Origin of the sequence: Sneathiella limimaris, assembly GCF_012932565.1 — a bacterium.
Taxonomy (GTDB): domain Bacteria; phylum Pseudomonadota; class Alphaproteobacteria; order Sneathiellales; family Sneathiellaceae; genus Sneathiella; species Sneathiella limimaris.
Genome location: NZ_JABBYJ010000001.1, coordinates 1,787,148 through 1,802,629, shown reverse-complemented (window position 1 = coordinate 1,802,629; position 15,482 = coordinate 1,787,148). Strand labels below are relative to the sequence as shown.

Below are 15,482 nucleotides of genomic sequence, written 5' to 3'. Positions count from 1 at the left end.
CCGGCCGAAACCGGAGCACACCGCCTAGTAACCGATTTGTGACAGTTCCACATTTAGGCACAGGGACCGCATTTCTTTGACCAACACGTTGAAGCTTTCTGGAATACCGGCTTCAAATGTGTCGTCACCACGAACAATGGCTTCATAGACTTTCGTCCGTCCAGCCACGTCGTCAGATTTAACGGTCAGCATTTCTTGTAGCGTATAGGCTGCACCATATGCCTGCAATGCCCAAACCTCCATCTCACCAAAGCGCTGGCCACCGAACTGAGCCTTACCACCCAGCGGCTGCTGAGTAACCAGACTGTATGGACCAATTGACCGAGCGTGGATTTTATCATCCACAAGGTGATGCAGTTTCAGCATATAGATGTAACCGACAGTCACAGGCCGAGCAAATTTCTCACCTGTACGACCATCCACCAGCGTTACCTGACCAGACGTATCCAGTCCAGCAACCTCCAGAAGACGGTTGATGTCAGCTTCTTGGGCACCATCGAATACCGGTGTGGCCATCGGCACACCATTTCTCAGGTTTTCACCAAGTTCTGTGAACTGCTCATCAGACATATCTGACATCTTGGCGTCATACTCTTCGTCGCCATAGACTTCTTTCAGTTTCGCCTTCAGAGGCTCCAGATCTTTGGCACCGCGATTAATACGGCCCATCATCTCATTGATTTGAACACCGATACCATGGCTCGCCCATCCGAGGTGAGTTTCCAGAATCTGTCCAACGTTCATTCGAGATGGCACACCCAGCGGGTTCAGCACGATATCAACCGGCTTACCATCTTCCAGATAAGGCATGTCTTCTTCCGGAAGGATCCGAGAGATCACACCTTTGTTTCCGTGACGGCCAGCCATTTTATCACCAGGCTGCAGTTTCCGCTTCACAGCGACAAAGACTTTGACCTTCTTCATGACCCCTGGAGGAAGCTCATCACCGCGCTGCAGTTTGTCCACCTTGTTTTCAAATCGAGCCCGCAGACGACCAATTGCTTCATCATACTGCTTTTTGAGAGCTTCGATGTTCACCATGACAGCATCGTCTTCAACACTGATCTGCCACCAGACACCTGGGTGCAATTCGAGCAATGCTTCAGAAGAGATTTTGTCGCCGGCTTTGAACTCTTTTGGACCACCAGCAACAACCTGATCGATCAGCAAGCCTTTCAATCGGTCATAGATTGTCCGCTCCAGAATTGCTTTTTCGTCATCACGGTCTTTTGCCAGATGTTCAATCTCATCACGTTCGATCGCCAGTGCACGTTCGTCTTTTTCAACACCATGACGGTTAAAGACACGAACCTCAACAACTGTACCTGCAACACCTGGTGGCAGGCGAAGTGATGTATCACGAACGTCGGAAGCTTTTTCACCAAAAATAGCCCGAAGAAGTTTTTCCTCAGGTGTCATTGGGCTTTCGCCTTTTGGTGTGATCTTACCGACCAGAATATCGCCTGGCTGAATTTCAGCACCAACATAAACGATACCTGCCTCGTCGAGATTTTTCAGACCTTCTTCACCAACGTTTGGAATATCGCGTGTGATTTCTTCTGGGCCAAGCTTAGTATCCCGGGCGTCAACTTCGAATTCCTCGATATGGATAGATGTAAAGACGTCGTCTTTCACGATCCGTTCGGAAATAAGGATTGAATCCTCAAAGTTGTAACCGTTCCATGGCATAAACGCGACGAGCACGTTCCGGCCGAGAGCCAATTCACCAAGATCCGTGGATGGACCATCGCAAATGATATCACCAGCTTCAACTCGATCACCCACCTTCACCAGTGGACGCTGGTTGATACAAGTGTTCTGGTTGGAGCGTTGGAATTTCAGTAGATTGTAGATATCAACACCTGATTTAGTCAGGTCTGCTTCATCAGCCCGGATCACAATACGTGTCGCATCCACCTGATCAACAATACCACCTCGTTTTGCAACAGTTGCAACACCAGAGTCACGCGCAACACGCTCTTCCATTCCTGTACCCACGAACGGGGCTTCGGCTTTCAGAAGAGGGACAGCCTGACGCTGCATGTTTGAACCCATCAATGCACGGTTCGCATCATCGTTTTCCAAGAACGGAATAAGTGACGCACCAACAGATACAAGCTGTTTTGGCGACACGTCGATGTAAGTAACATCTTCAGGTTTCGCCACAACATATTCACCCTGCGCCCGACAACGGACGAAGTCTTCTGTGAACTGGCCACTTTCATCCAAAGCCGCGTTGGCCTGGGAAATCGTATGCTTGCTCTCTTCCATCGCGGAAAGGTACTTAACTTCGCCTGTCAGCTTTCCGCTTTCGACACGCTGATAAGGGCTTTCAATAAAGCCATACTTATTTACACGTGCGAATGTTGCCAGAGAGTTGATCAAACCAATGTTTGGACCCTCAGGAGTTTCAATTGGGCAAATACGACCATAGTGAGTTGGATGAACGTCACGGACTTCAAAGCCGGCACGCTCACGTGTCAAACCACCTGGACCAAGCGCTGATAGACGCCGTTTGTGGGTAATTTCAGACAACGGATTTGTCTGGTCCATAAACTGGCTGAGCTGACTGGAGCCGAAGAATTCACGAACGGCAGCCGCAGCAGGTTTTGCGTTGATCAGATCGTGAGGCATAACTGTGTCAATTTCGACAGAGCTCATCCGTTCCCGAATTGCGCGCTCCATCCGCAGCAGACCAATGCGATACTGATTTTCCATCAATTCACCAACGGAACGCACCCGCCGGTTACCAAGGTTATCAATATCGTCAGTTTCACCATGACCGTCTTTCAGACGAACCAGTGTTTTAACTACCTCTAGGATGTCTTCTTTACGCAGGACGCGAACAGTGTCTTCAACCTCAAGGTCAAGACGCATGTTCATTTTAACGCGCCCAACTGCGGACAGATCATACCGCTCTTCATCGAAGAACAAGCCATTAAACAGGGCTTCAGCAGTTTCCTCGGTTGGCGGTTCACCCGGACGCATCACGCGATAAATGTCAATCAGCGCTTCTTCACGTGTTGAACTCTTGTCGAGTTTCAACGTGTTGCGAATGTAAGGACCTACGTTGACGTTATCGATATCCAGTGTAGTGATTTCATCGAAACCAGCAGCTTCCAGCTGATCGATCAACTGTTCAGTAAGCTCATCGCCTGCTTCGACAAAGACTTCACCAGTTTCTGGATTAATGATGTCTTCAGCAACAAAACGACCAATCAAGTCAAGATGGCTCACTAGAATTTCTTCCAAGCCTTCATCAACAAGTTTTTTAGCTTGACGAGCTGTAATCTTGGTGCCGGCTTCTGCGACCACTTTTTCGGTCTTCGCATCAACCAGGTTACGTAGAAGACGGCTGCCCCGTACACGTTCTACATTGAACGGTGTCCGCCAGCCCTTCTTGTCCAGCTTGAAATCCACCCGGTCGTAGAAATAGTTCAGGATATCCTCATGGGTCATATCCAGTGCCTGCAACAATGTAGTTACTGGCAATTTCCGACGGCGGTCAATTCGAACGTGCACGATGTCTTTTGCATCAAACTCGAAGTCCAGCCAAGAACCACGGTAGGGAATGACGCGAGCTGCAAACAGAAGTTTACCACTAGCATGTGTTTTCCCTTTGTCATGATCGAAGAACACGCCAGGACTACGGTGCATCTGGGAAACGATAACCCGCTCAGTACCGTTAATAATGAAGGTACCTTTGTCTGTCATCAAGGGCATATCGCCCATGTAGACGCTCTGTTCCTTAATATCGAGAACAGACTTTGCTTCGGTATCTGGATCCACCTCAAATACGATCAGACGCAAGGTCGCCTTCAGAGGCGCCGCGAATGTCATGCTTCTTTGCTGACATTCCTCTTCGTCATATTTCGGAGGTTCAAATTCATATGAAACAAATTCTAGACTTGCTGTATCCGCGAAGTCTTTAATCGGGAAAACAGATTTAAAAACGCCTTGAAGACCTTCATCACCGCGCTCATCAGGAGCGGTATCCTGCATCAAGAAAGCGTCGTAGGAAGTTTTCTGAACCTCAATCAGGTTCGGCATTGTCGTTGCGGCTTCAATACGACCAAAGTCCTTGCGAACGCGTTTACGACCGGTGAACGACTGCAAAATGCCCATGCGAAATCCCCGTAATTCTATTGCCAATAAATATCAGGCCTGCAGACCCGAAATAGGCTTTGTATTTTTCCCAACCAAAGCATAATGGAGGAAATAAACCCAAAACCCAATAAAAACGTGCTGATATATAAACAATCAGCGAATTTACGTATTTAAAATCCCGTCAGATTACCCGCCCTTTTCCGAAAGCGGCTGCGGGGAAGGCAGCAAATGCCACCTTCCCCGACAAAAATCGCGACCAGCTGGTCACGGCGCATATTAAACTTATTTAAGTTCAACAGTTGCGCCAGCACCTTCGAGCTGCTCTTTAAGTTTTTCAGCTTCGTCTTTAGGAGCACCTTCTTTAATTGCTTTAGGAGCACCTTCAACAAGCTCTTTCGCTTCTTTCAGGCCAAGACCTGTAATTGCGCGAACTTCTTTAATGACGTTGATTTTCTTGTCACCAGCAGAAGCCAGGATAACATCAAATTCGTCTTTTTCAGCTGCAGCAGCTTCGCCACCAGCAGCACCTGGAGCTGCAGCTACAGCAACTGGTGCAGCAGCAGAAACGCCCCATTTTTCTTCCAGAACTTTAGCAAGTTCTGCGGCTTCCATAACTGTCAAGGAAGACAGTTCTTCGGCAATCTTTTCGAGATCAGCCATTTTCTTTTCTCCTCAGGTAAACCTTACGGTTTCTAAATAACTAAAATTGTAGCTTCTACATCTAACCCTGTTCGGCTTTCGCCGACAGGACACGGGCCAACTGGCCTGCTGGAGCTTGAACAACGCCGGCAACTTTCGTTGCAGGTGCCTGAAGAAGTCCAACCAGTTTTCCACGGAGTTCGTCCAGAGATGGAAGGCTCGCCAGAGACTTGACACCAGCTTCGTCAAGTTCTGTTTCACCCATCGCACCGCCGATAACGACAAACTTGTCATTCTCTTTTGCATAATCCATGACAACTTTAGGAGCAGCAACTGGATCGCTTGAGTAAGCGATACCAACTGGACCCTTCAGTTTGTCTGAAAGAGAACCGTAGTCCGTGCCATCTAGAGCAAGACGTGTCAGCCGATTTTTGGTAACTTTAAAGGTGGCTCCCGCTTCACGCATTTTGGTCCGCAAGCCAGTCATCTCCGCAACAGTCAAACCACTGTATTCTGCGACGACAACAACAGCTGCTTCGTCAAAAATGCCTTTCATTTCGGCAACCAGAGCTTCCTTTTGTGATCGGTCCACTCGTCAACTCCAAGTTTTAGGCTATCTACAAATGCAAATAACCCGGTTGAAAATGAATTCAGTCAGACTGAATTCGTTTACTGTCCCAGGTCCACCTGAATGCCATTCGGCAAAATCTTTAGTTTCCCTGTCTATGCAGGCAACTGATGTTCTTAAATTCTGATCCTGAAGGATCCGAACACCTGCAGTCTTGGACAGCTGAAATCTGGATAAATCCAAATTTCAGACACTTGCCGCCCTAAGGCGGCAAATCTCTTTAGAACTTACATAAGTTCCGCAATTTCAAGCTTAACGCCTGGGCCCATTGTTGAGCTCAGCGCAACTTTACGCACATACTGGCCTTTCGCGCCTGAAGGTTTTGCCTTCATAACAGCGTCAATAAACGCCTGTACGTTTTCTTTCAATGCTTCAGCGGTAAAGGAAGATTTTCCAAGACCCGCATGAACAATACCTGTTTTCTCAGCGCGGAATTCGACCTGGCCACCCTTAGCAGCTTTAACAGCGTCACCAACATTTGGTGTCACTGTGCCAAGTTTTGGGTTTGGCATCATACCACGTGGGCCCAGAACCTTACCAAGACGACCGACGATAGCCATCATGTCTGGTGTTGCGATACAGCGATCGAAGTCCATCTGTCCGCCCTGGACGATTTCCATCAGATCTTCCGCACCAACCAGATCAGCACCAGCAGCCTTAGCTTCTTCAGCTTTATCACCACGCGCGAACACAGCAACACGAACTGTTTTACCTGTTCCGTTAGGAAGCTGAATAACGCCGCGAACCATCTGATCAGCATGACGTGGATCAACACCCAAGTTCATGGAAATTTCAACTGTTTCGTCGAATTTAGCTGTTGCATGGGCTTTTACGAGCTCAAGAGCTTCTTCAAGACCATAGAGCTTATCGCGATCAATAGCTGCTTCAGCTACTTTCTGTTTCTTTGTCAGTTTCGCCATCGACTTAGCCCTCTACCGCATAGCCCATGGACCGGGCTGAACCTTTGATAATCTCAATTGCTGCATCGATATCGTTGGCGTTAAGGTCAACCATCTTTGCTTCTGCAATTTCACGAACCTGCGCCAGAGTAACAGTTGCAGCAGTCTCACGACCTGGAGTGCTACCACCTTTTTTCTGGCCTGCTGCTTTCTTAAGGAAATAAGATGCAGGAGGAGTTTTCGTAATGAAGGTAAAGGAACGATCAGCGTAAACTGTGATCAGGGTTGGGATTGGCATTCCGCCTTCCATGCCACCTGTCGCAGCGTTAAACGCTTTACAGAATTCCATAATGTTCACGCCCTGCTGACCCAATGCTGGACCAATAGGAGGTGAAGGGTTTGCCTGTCCCGCAGGGACCTGCAACTTAATATAACCTTGAATCTTCTTTGCCATAACTATCCCTATTCAATTAAAGGGGTCGTGGTGCGGCATTGGCAATGCCTCCCACAACGAAACCCGTCACAAGGACGGAAATTCTTAACTCTTCTCTACCTGAGAATAATCAAGCTCAACCGGTGTTGACCTTCCGAAGATGGAAACAGAAACCTTGAGCTTCGCTTTGTCTTCATCAACTTCTTCAACAACACCCATAAATGTTGCGAAGGGACCATCTGAAACGCGAACCTCTTCACCGATATCAAAGGTGATAGATGGTTTCGGACGATCAATTCCTTCTTGAACTTGGTTCAGGACAGACATCGCCTCTTTCTCTGAAATCGGCTGTGGCTTGTTACCATTCCCAAGGAAACCTGTCACCTTTGGCAAATTCTTCACCAAGTGATAGGTCTCATCATTCATTTCCATGTGAGCAAGGACGTAGCCCGGGAAAAACTTTCTTTCCGCATTGACTTTCTGCCCGCGGCGCACCTCAACAACCTCTTCGGTTGGTACCAGCACCTGCTCAAATTTATCAGCCATTCCTTTGGCCAATGCCTGATCCATGACGGATTGGGCAACTTTCTTTTCGGCCCCTGAATGGGCGTGAATAATGTACCACCGCTTTTTCGGAGAACCCTGAACTTCAGTCATATCAAGCCCCCAAAGACAAAATGAATTTTACGGCAGCCTGAATACCTGTATCGACAAGGAAAAAGAACATGGAAGCCAGAAAAACCATGACAAAAACCATCCCCGTCGTGACTAAAGTCTCCTTACGGGATGGCCATGTTACCTTAGCGGATTCTTGCCTGACTTGGCGGATAAATGCGCCTGGTGTTACCTTTGCCATTCGTGCCTCAAAAACATTCTCAATTTCCGGTCGAACCGGGCATATACAGGAATTCACTCCAGAGATCAAGACAACATGGCAGGAGAGGAGGGGCTCGAACCCCCAACCCCCGGTTTTGGAGACCGGTGCTCTACCAATTGAGCTACACTCCTACATGTTATCCTCGGAACTTAAAGCCGCAAGGTTTGACCCCAGCGGCTTTAAGCCAATCTCAGAAATCTAAGGAAAGCTTCCTATCTAGGCTTACCTTATTCGGTGATGCTGACGACGACGCCGGCGCCGACTGTACGACCGCCTTCACGGATCGCGAAGCGCAGACCTTCGTCCATAGCGATCGGAGCAATCAGCTCGATATCCATGGTGACGTTATCACCAGGCATAACCATCTCTGTTCCAGAAGGAAGGGTTACAACACCAGTTACGTCTGTAGTCCGGAAGTAGAACTGTGGACGGTAGTTGGTGAAGAATGGTGTATGACGACCACCCTCTTCTTTCTTCAGAATGTAGGCTTCTGCCTTGAATTTTGTATGTGGTGTAATTGTACCTGGGTGCGCCAGAACCTGACCACGCTCAACGTCTTCACGCTTCGTACCACGCAGAAGAACACCAACGTTATCACCAGCTTCACCCTGATCCAGAAGCTTCCGGAACATTTCAACACCAGTACATGTTGTCTTGGTTGTGTCTTTGATACCGACAATCTCGATCTCTTCACCAACCTTGATAACACCGCTCTCAATACGGCCAGTCACAACTGTACCACGACCTGAAATAGAGAACACATCCTCAATTGGCATCAGGAATGGCTTGTCAACATCACGCTCTGGAAGCGGAATGTATTCGTCAACAGCTGCCATCAGCTCGAGAATTGCGTTCTTACCAATTTCATCATCACGACCTTCCAAAGCTGCCAAAGCAGAACCTTTGATGATCGGAATATCGTCACCTGGGAAGTCGTATTCACTCAGAAGCTCACGAATTTCCATTTCAACAAGCTCGAGAAGCTCTTCGTCGTCAACCTGGTCAACTTTGTTCATGAAAACAACAAGCGCAGGAACGCCAACCTGGCGAGCCAGCAGAATGTGCTCACGTGTCTGTGGCATTGGACCATCAGCTGCTGACACAACAAGGATACCACCATCCATCTGTGCCGCACCGGTGATCATGTTCTTCACATAGTCAGCGTGACCTGGACAGTCAACGTGCGCATAGTGGCGGTTCTCTGTTTCATACTCAACGTGAGCTGTCGAAATCGTGATACCACGTGCTTTCTCTTCAGGCGCTTTATCAATTTCGTCAAACGCGAAAGCTGCACCACCGCTCTGCTCTGCAAGTACTTTGGTAATCGCTGCTGTCAGGGTCGTCTTACCGTGGTCAACGTGACCAACCGTCCCGATATTCGCATGCGGTTTACTACGCTCAAATTTTTCCTTGGCCATTTTCCTGTCGTCCTGAACTTATCAATTCACACAGCCCAAAGACACTGAAAGCAGCCCTTCAGCGTCTATTAATCTCGTGGTCCCTTTTAGAGTACTGACCAGTACTTTTGGAGCGGGTGAAGGGAATCGAACCCTCGTCGTAAGCTTGGAAGGCTTCTGCTCTACCATTGAGCTACACCCGCATAACCGTTTGCGTCATCTCATCCCGAAAGATGGTGGAGGGAGTTGGATTCGAACCAACGTAGGCATAGCCAGCGGATTTACAGTCCGCCCCTTTTAACCGCTCAGGCATCCCTCCGACGCCATATTTACCTTCCGATGTTCACCGCAAGGTGTTGCGGCACTATCGAAATTTCGCCAACAAAGTCAACCGAAAAAAATCAAAAAAAATCAACTTTTTTCATAAGTCGCCTGAAAAGGCCCCTTGTTGCCGGAAGCGTTGCGCAATATAAGCGAGGCTATGTCAACACGCAAGACGCCTAAGGGCCAAAAATCAAAATTTTCTCCGGGCAGATCCAAATCCGGTAAAGCACCCCGTAACCCGGAGCAGAAAACTGCCGGGCATAGCCCGAAAGACGCATGGCTTTACGGGGAGCATGCTGTCCTTGCAGCGCTTGAAAATCCAGTTCGGAAAATCAAACGGCTTGTGATTACCAAGGCGTCCCTGGAAGCATTTTCGCAAAAATCGGCAACCCTGGCAGATCTCAACAACATCGAGATGATGCAGGGACATGAAATCGCTGAGCTCTTGCCTGAAAATGCGATTCATCAAGGTATTGCTTTGCAGGCCTCGGCCCTCCCACAGTTGGATATCGAAGATATTCCAGAACTACTCTGCAAGCACCAGACACAGGCGGTCGCAGTACTTGACCAGGTTACAGACCCGCATAACGTCGGCGCCCTACTCCGCTCGGCAGCAGCTTTTGATATCGCGGCACTTATTGTCCCCGACAGGCATTCCCCCCCGATTACAGGTGTGCTTGCCCGCTCCTCCTCTGGCGCCGTGGAGACGGTTCCGCTAATTCGGGTGAACAATCTGGCGAGGGCAATGGACAAACTCGCCGAATACGGTTTTTGGCGAATCGGAATGGATGGGAAGTCTGATCAGGAACTGGACATCGCCATCAAGGGCACAGACAAAATTGCAATCGTTCTCGGCTCAGAAGGAAAAGGCCTGCGCCGGCTCACAGAGGAAAAATGTGATCTTCTGGCGAAATTACCGATCAGTCCGAAGATTGAAAGTTTGAATGTCTCTAATGCCGGTGCTATCGCCTTTTACGAGATCCACAAGAGCAGCCGAAAAAGCGCTTAAATTAAGAGCTTCAAAGATTTTTTTATTTTCTCAAATTTTTTGCTTGCTCTTTTGAAAAGTCGTGCCTATTTTGCGCCCCACATCGCCGCTATAGCTCAGTTGGTAGAGCAGTTGATTTGTAATCATCAGGTCCCGGGTTCGACTCCTGGTGGCGGCACCAGAATTCTAGAAAGCCTCGCCTTGTAATCAAGCGCGGGGCTTTTTGTTTTCATGACAGCAGACCAGAAATTCTTACCTGACGAGATTAAATCGGGGTTTAAATTATTTGCTGCAGAGAGTACTAATGTTACTCGTGGTAAAGAATATGGGGAGTGACATGGGCCGTTTTCATTTTAGCAGGCTTCTATTGTGCCTACCTTTTCTTCTGTTATCCCAGATGACAAAAGCAGAGGATTTAAAATCACCCACCGAAAGTATTCTTCTGACTGTTTCAGGAAATATCTCTGTTCACAACAACAACCAGAAGGAAGCTGTCTTAGACCTTCCTCTGATCCGCACATTTCCAGAATACACAATCGAAACAGAGACCCCCTGGACAGATGGGATTACCAGTTTTACCGGTATTAGGATCAAGGACCTTATGGCATTTCTGAAATCCGATGGAAAACTTCTAGAAGCAACCGCGCTTAACGATTACAGCGTCGAAATCCCGATGGAAGATATTCAAAATCACGACGTCATCATTGCCTACACGAAAAATGGCAAACCAATGACTGTTCGGGACAAAGGACCTTTGTGGATTATCTATCCCTGGACCGATAAACCTGAATTGAAGACAGAGCTCTATCATTCACGATCAATTTGGCAGCTCATTAAGTTGAATATCCAATAGATTGGAGAGCCAAACGCCATGCTCGATAAACTAAAGTATCTCTATTTAGTTCTGGGAATAGCAATCTTGGTCCTATCAGGTTCTGCGATGTGGCTGGTCACAGGCGTAATGAGAGATTCTGCGAAACTGGAGTCTATTCCCAGGGATACCCTAATCGGGGTTGCATCTCGGGCGAATTATGAGTTGATCCAGTTGATTTATGGCCTGGAAGAATTTGGCGATCCCAACTCAACAATCGAAAAACAGGAAATCCAAAACCGATACGATATCGTTTGGAGCCGCGAAGCGACAATCTCATCTGGTAAGGTTGGAGAGGCTTTCGCTAACCTTAAGGAAGTTCCAGAAATCATTATGGAACTCTCTAAGACTCTGAAGGAGACTGAGGAAGAAATCCTTACCCTCAAGAGAGGTGAAACTGAAAAAGCCGAGCAAATTGCCCAAAAATTCCGCATCCTGATTCCCAAAATCTATAGATTCTCTGTAATCTCTACAAATTATGCGACCGAAATTACGGCCACACTCTACAGTCGTTATGAGAAAGTCAGCTATTGGACCTTGCTCCTCATTGTTATGATTTGCTTTACCGGCTTATTGGTCGCGATCATTATTTGGAACGAACGGCGTGCATTGAACAATTTGACCCGTCATTTGGAAGAACGGGTGGAAGAAAGAACAAAAGACCTTAGCATTGCGAACGAGAGTCTAAAGCTTGAAGCTGAGGAGCGCCGTTCCCTGGAAGAAAAACTCTACCAATCCCAAAAGATGGAAGTTGTTGGACAGCTCACTGGTGGCATCGCCCATGATTTTAACAATCTATTGGCCATTATCCAGGGGAACGCTGAATTACTCGAAGATTATGCGAATGAAAAAGACAAGAAGCTTGTGCGCCCCATATTGCGCTCGGCTCGGCGTGGAGAAGAACTAACTAGTCGATTACTCGCCTTTTCGCGGAAACAGACCCTGAAGCCAAAAACCATTGATTTGGGAGAGTTGGTTTGCAGCATGTCTGAACTTTTAGACCGATCTTTGGGTGAGACGGTCGAAGTATCTATGGATCTTTCAGAGGACCCATGGCTGACAAATGTGGATACAGGGCAACTCGAAAACGCACTCCTCAATCTGGCCGTAAATGCAAGACAAGCCATGCCTTCAGGAGGCGAGCTTCTTATCAAGATTGAAAATATACATCTTGAAAAGGGTCTACTAATCCAATCTGGAGAGCTTGAGCCAGGTGACTACATTCAAATGACCGTTTCCGATAATGGTGTCGGAATGACCGATGAAGTTAAGTCACACGCGTTTGAGCCGTTTTTTACGACCAAGGAAGTTGGCAAAGGCTCAGGTCTGGGACTTTCGATGGTCTACGGCTTCGTCAAGCAAACTGGCGGAGGTATTGATATCGAAAGCAAAAAAGGTATCGGTACATCTGTAAGTATGTATTTTCCAAAAAGTTCAGAGAGTCAAAAGCATGACACCTCGTCAACTGATGCGGGAGATCTCCCAAAAGGGAATGACGAGACGATCCTGATCTTGGAAGATGATCTTGACGTTCTAAAACTAACCTACAATCTCCTTAGGTCATTAAATTACAACGTCTTGCTCGCCAGGAGCACAGAGGATGCGTTAAACTACTTATCCACGCGCGAAGATATTGCGCTCATCTTGTCAGACGTGGTTTTACCAGGTGGCATGACTGGCCCAGACTTTATTGCTGCCAATAAAACGGTGATTAATGGGGCCAAAGTTCTTTACATGTCTGGATATCCTGCAGAAGCAACGATTTCGAGTAAAGAAACGTCAGAATGGGATTCAGATAATATCCTCTTGAGCAAGCCTTTCCAGCGCAGTGAACTCGCGACCCAAGTTCATCGGATGCTACATCCCAACACCTAATTCTTGAATTACCCTTGACCTTCCAGTAACTGGAAGGAATATGTAGTAGGCTAGATCCCCAGCCGGAAGGAATATTCTTGAGATGGAAAAGCAGCCAAACCAACCCGAAACAGCCGAGTCTCAGAAGAACGAAGGATTTGCTATTGATCCTGTCTGTGGAATGACCGTTGATCTGACGAAGGATAAGCCGCGCTTCGAATATATGGGAGAAACTCATCATTTCTGCGGGAAAGGCTGCAAGGAGAAATTTTCTGCAGATCCAGAATTTTATCTCACTGGTTCTAATAAACGACGGGCCAAAGCCGCGCCCAAAGGAACCCTATATACCTGTCCAATGCACCCAGAAATTGTTGAAGACCATCCAGCTGATTGTCCCTTGTGCGGTATGGCGCTTGAACCGATGGGTGTTCCTGATGATGCCCCAAACCCAGAGTTAATTGATTTTACACGTCGTTTCTGGGTATCCACTATTCTTGCCATCCCGCTTGTCATCATTGCGATGGCACCTATGGTAGGACTTTCTCTCGATGGAGTTTTACCCCCGTATTTAAGTGCCTATGTTGAGCTCATTCTTGCGACACCTATTGTTGTCTGGGCTGCATGGCCGTTTTTCAAACGGGGATGGAGTTCAATTCTGAACAAAAGCCCAAATATGTGGACCTTGATCGCCATTGGGGTTGGAGCGGCCTATCTATACAGCGTTATAGCCACATTATTTCCGTCAATTTTACCAGCAAGCTTTCAACTGCCCAGTGGAAAAGTACCGGTATATTTTGAATCCGCAGCGGTAATCATTGCTTTGGTATTCCTGGGACAAATTCTGGAACTGAAAGCAAGGGAAAAAACAGGAGCCGCAATCCGCGCGCTCATTGATCTTGCACCAAAAACCGCTCGCCGAATTAATGCGAACGGTACCGAGCGTGATGTCCCTGTCGAAAACATCCTGGCAGGAGATAAAGTTCGTATTAGACCCGGGGAAAGCATTCCGGTTGACGGCGTAATTCTCGAGGGAAACTCAAGTCTGGATGAAAGCCTGCTAACCGGTGAAGCCATCCCAGTAGACAAGGCCTCAGGAGATAAAGTCATCGCAGGAACTGTCAACAAAGACGGATCCTTCATTATGGAAGCCATTGAAGTAGGTGCGGATACCTTACTTTCAAAGATCGTTGATATGGTCGCATCAGCTCAACGTTCACGAGCCCCGATACAGGGCCTCGCTGATAAAGTTGCGGGCTACTTCGTTCCTGCGGTTGTTCTAAGCGCAATCCTATCCTTTGCAATCTGGGCAATCTGGGGCCCGGACCCAAAACTCGTTCATGCTCTGCTATCAGCCGTAGCGGTCCTCATCATCGCGTGTCCTTGCGCCCTCGGCCTTGCAACTCCAATGTCCATCATGACTGCGACAGGACGCGGAGCACAAGTCGGGGTTCTCGTTAAGGAAGCCGCCGCCCTTGAACAGTTGGAAACAGTTGACACGATCATTCTCGACAAGACCGGAACTTTGACCGTTGGTAGACCCGCCTTGGATGAAACTAAATCTATTGATGGGATTTCAGAAGCAGATCTTTTGGCAATTGCAGCCGGGCTCGAAAAAGGCTCAGAACACCCGATAGCAATCGCATTGTTGGACGCAGCTGAAGAGGGAAAAATTAGCCCGGCCCCTGTAACAGATTTCCAGAACGTCTCAGGGATGGGTGTCCAAGCAAAACTGGAGGGCGACAACCTATTATTCGGCAACAAGCGCCTTATGGAGCAGAAAAAAGTATCGCTGGACGCGACAAACCAATCTGCCGAAGCCGCAGAAGGATCGGGGAAAACAGTACTCTTCTTGGCTAGAAACGAAGCCATTATTGGTTTGTTCTTCATTTCAGACCAGATTAAGCCTTCTGCACCGGCAATGCTCAAAAGCTTGCGAGCACGAAACATCAACATCGTGATGGCAACAGGCGACAACGAGGGGACAGCTAAATACGTTGCTTCCCAACTCGGAATAACTGAAGTCAGAGCCAACGTCTTACCTGGGGACAAGAAAAGCCTGGTGGAAGAATACCAAACTCTTGGTCATAAAGTCGCAATGGCAGGTGACGGTGTGAACGATGCCCCTGCCCTCGCAAAAGCAGATGTTGGAATAGCCATGGGCACAGGTTCAGATGTTAGTCTTGAAAGTGCAGGAATTACTCTGCTGAAAGGGGATATAGCGGGTATTGAAAAGGCGTTCAAACTTTCGCAAATAACGATGTCCAACATTCGCCAAAACCTGGTCTTCGCATTTGGCTACAATGCAATCTGTATTCCTATTGCAGCAGGGGTGCTTTACCCAATATCTGGGACGTTGCTTTCACCGATGATTGCGGCGGCTGCGATGTCCTTATCGTCAGTCAGTGTCATCACTAACGCACTTCGTCTTAGATTTAAGCAACTATAGTTTTCTAGAAGGGATAGCC

Annotated in this window: 12 protein-coding genes and 4 tRNA genes; 5 read left to right on the top strand and 11 right to left on the bottom strand. The window is 47.9% G+C overall.

Annotation, left to right across the window (positions count from 1 at the left end; all coding sequences use genetic code 11):
• Positions 1-24: 24 nt before the first annotated feature.
• The 11 genes from rpoB to HH301_RS08635 all read right to left on the bottom strand — a co-directional run bounded on the left by rpoB (position 25) and on the right by HH301_RS08635 (position 9,299).
• The gene (rpoB, locus tag HH301_RS08685; RefSeq protein ID WP_169569544.1) at positions 25-4,119 is read right to left on the bottom strand and encodes a DNA-directed RNA polymerase subunit beta; all 4,095 of its coding nucleotides are present in this window, start codon (positions 4,117-4,119) and stop codon (positions 25-27) included.
• 270 nt (positions 4,120-4,389) lie between these two features.
• Positions 4,390-4,767 (bottom strand): 50S ribosomal protein L7/L12, encoded by a 378-nt coding sequence (gene rplL, locus HH301_RS08680; protein ID WP_169568507.1) that lies wholly within the window; start codon positions 4,765-4,767, stop codon positions 4,390-4,392.
• 61 nt (positions 4,768-4,828) lie between these two features.
• Positions 4,829-5,338, bottom strand: a complete 510-nt coding sequence (gene rplJ / locus HH301_RS08675) for a 50S ribosomal protein L10 (RefSeq protein WP_169568506.1) — start codon at positions 5,336-5,338, stop codon at positions 4,829-4,831.
• 263 nt (positions 5,339-5,601) lie between these two features.
• Positions 5,602-6,294 carry a 50S ribosomal protein L1 gene (gene rplA, locus HH301_RS08670; RefSeq protein ID WP_169568505.1) on the bottom strand — a complete coding sequence of 231 codons (693 nt, stop codon included), beginning with the start codon at positions 6,292-6,294 and terminating at the stop codon, positions 5,602-5,604.
• A gap of 4 nt (positions 6,295-6,298) precedes the next feature.
• Positions 6,299-6,727 (bottom strand): 50S ribosomal protein L11, encoded by a 429-nt coding sequence (gene rplK, locus HH301_RS08665; RefSeq protein WP_169568504.1) that lies wholly within the window; start codon positions 6,725-6,727, stop codon positions 6,299-6,301.
• Positions 6,728-6,811: 84 nt separating this feature from the next.
• Positions 6,812-7,363 (bottom strand): transcription termination/antitermination protein NusG, encoded by a 552-nt coding sequence (nusG, locus tag HH301_RS08660; RefSeq protein WP_169568503.1) that lies wholly within the window; start codon positions 7,361-7,363, stop codon positions 6,812-6,814.
• A gap of 1 nt (position 7,364) precedes the next feature.
• Positions 7,365-7,562, bottom strand: a complete 198-nt coding sequence (gene secE, locus HH301_RS08655) for a preprotein translocase subunit SecE (RefSeq protein WP_169568502.1) — start codon at positions 7,560-7,562, stop codon at positions 7,365-7,367.
• Between the two features lie 76 nt (positions 7,563-7,638).
• A tRNA-Trp gene (locus HH301_RS08650) sits at positions 7,639-7,714 on the bottom strand.
• Positions 7,715-7,810: 96 nt separating this feature from the next.
• Positions 7,811-9,001: an elongation factor Tu gene (gene tuf / locus HH301_RS08645; protein ID WP_169568501.1), complete on the bottom strand. Its 1,191-nt coding sequence runs from the start codon at positions 8,999-9,001 to the stop codon at positions 7,811-7,813.
• A 108-nt stretch (positions 9,002-9,109) separates the two neighbouring features.
• Positions 9,110-9,183: transfer RNA gene (locus HH301_RS08640), tRNA-Gly, on the bottom strand.
• 31 nt (positions 9,184-9,214) lie between these two features.
• A tRNA-Tyr gene (locus tag HH301_RS08635) sits at positions 9,215-9,299 on the bottom strand.
• A gap of 162 nt (positions 9,300-9,461) precedes the next feature.
• Here HH301_RS08635 and rlmB point away from each other — a divergent pair.
• The 5 genes from rlmB (at position 9,462) to HH301_RS08610 (ending at position 15,463) form a co-directional block, all read left to right on the top strand.
• The gene (rlmB, locus tag HH301_RS08630; protein ID WP_169568500.1) at positions 9,462-10,313 is read left to right on the top strand and encodes a 23S rRNA (guanosine(2251)-2'-O)-methyltransferase RlmB; all 852 of its coding nucleotides are present in this window, start codon (positions 9,462-9,464) and stop codon (positions 10,311-10,313) included.
• Between the two features lie 84 nt (positions 10,314-10,397).
• Positions 10,398-10,473, top strand: a tRNA-Thr gene (locus HH301_RS08625).
• A 123-nt stretch (positions 10,474-10,596) separates the two neighbouring features.
• Positions 10,597-11,145 carry a putative pterin-binding protein gene (locus HH301_RS08620; RefSeq protein WP_169568499.1) on the top strand — a complete coding sequence of 183 codons (549 nt, stop codon included), beginning with the start codon at positions 10,597-10,599 and terminating at the stop codon, positions 11,143-11,145.
• 18 nt (positions 11,146-11,163) lie between these two features.
• Entirely contained in the window at positions 11,164-13,038 is a 1,875-nt protein-coding gene (locus HH301_RS08615; protein WP_169568498.1) for an ATP-binding protein, read from the top strand.
• 82 nt (positions 13,039-13,120) lie between these two features.
• Positions 13,121-15,463, top strand: coding sequence for a heavy metal translocating P-type ATPase (locus tag HH301_RS08610; protein WP_169568497.1), 2,343 nt, complete (start codon positions 13,121-13,123; stop codon positions 15,461-15,463).
• The last annotated feature ends 19 nt before the right edge of the window (positions 15,464-15,482 follow it).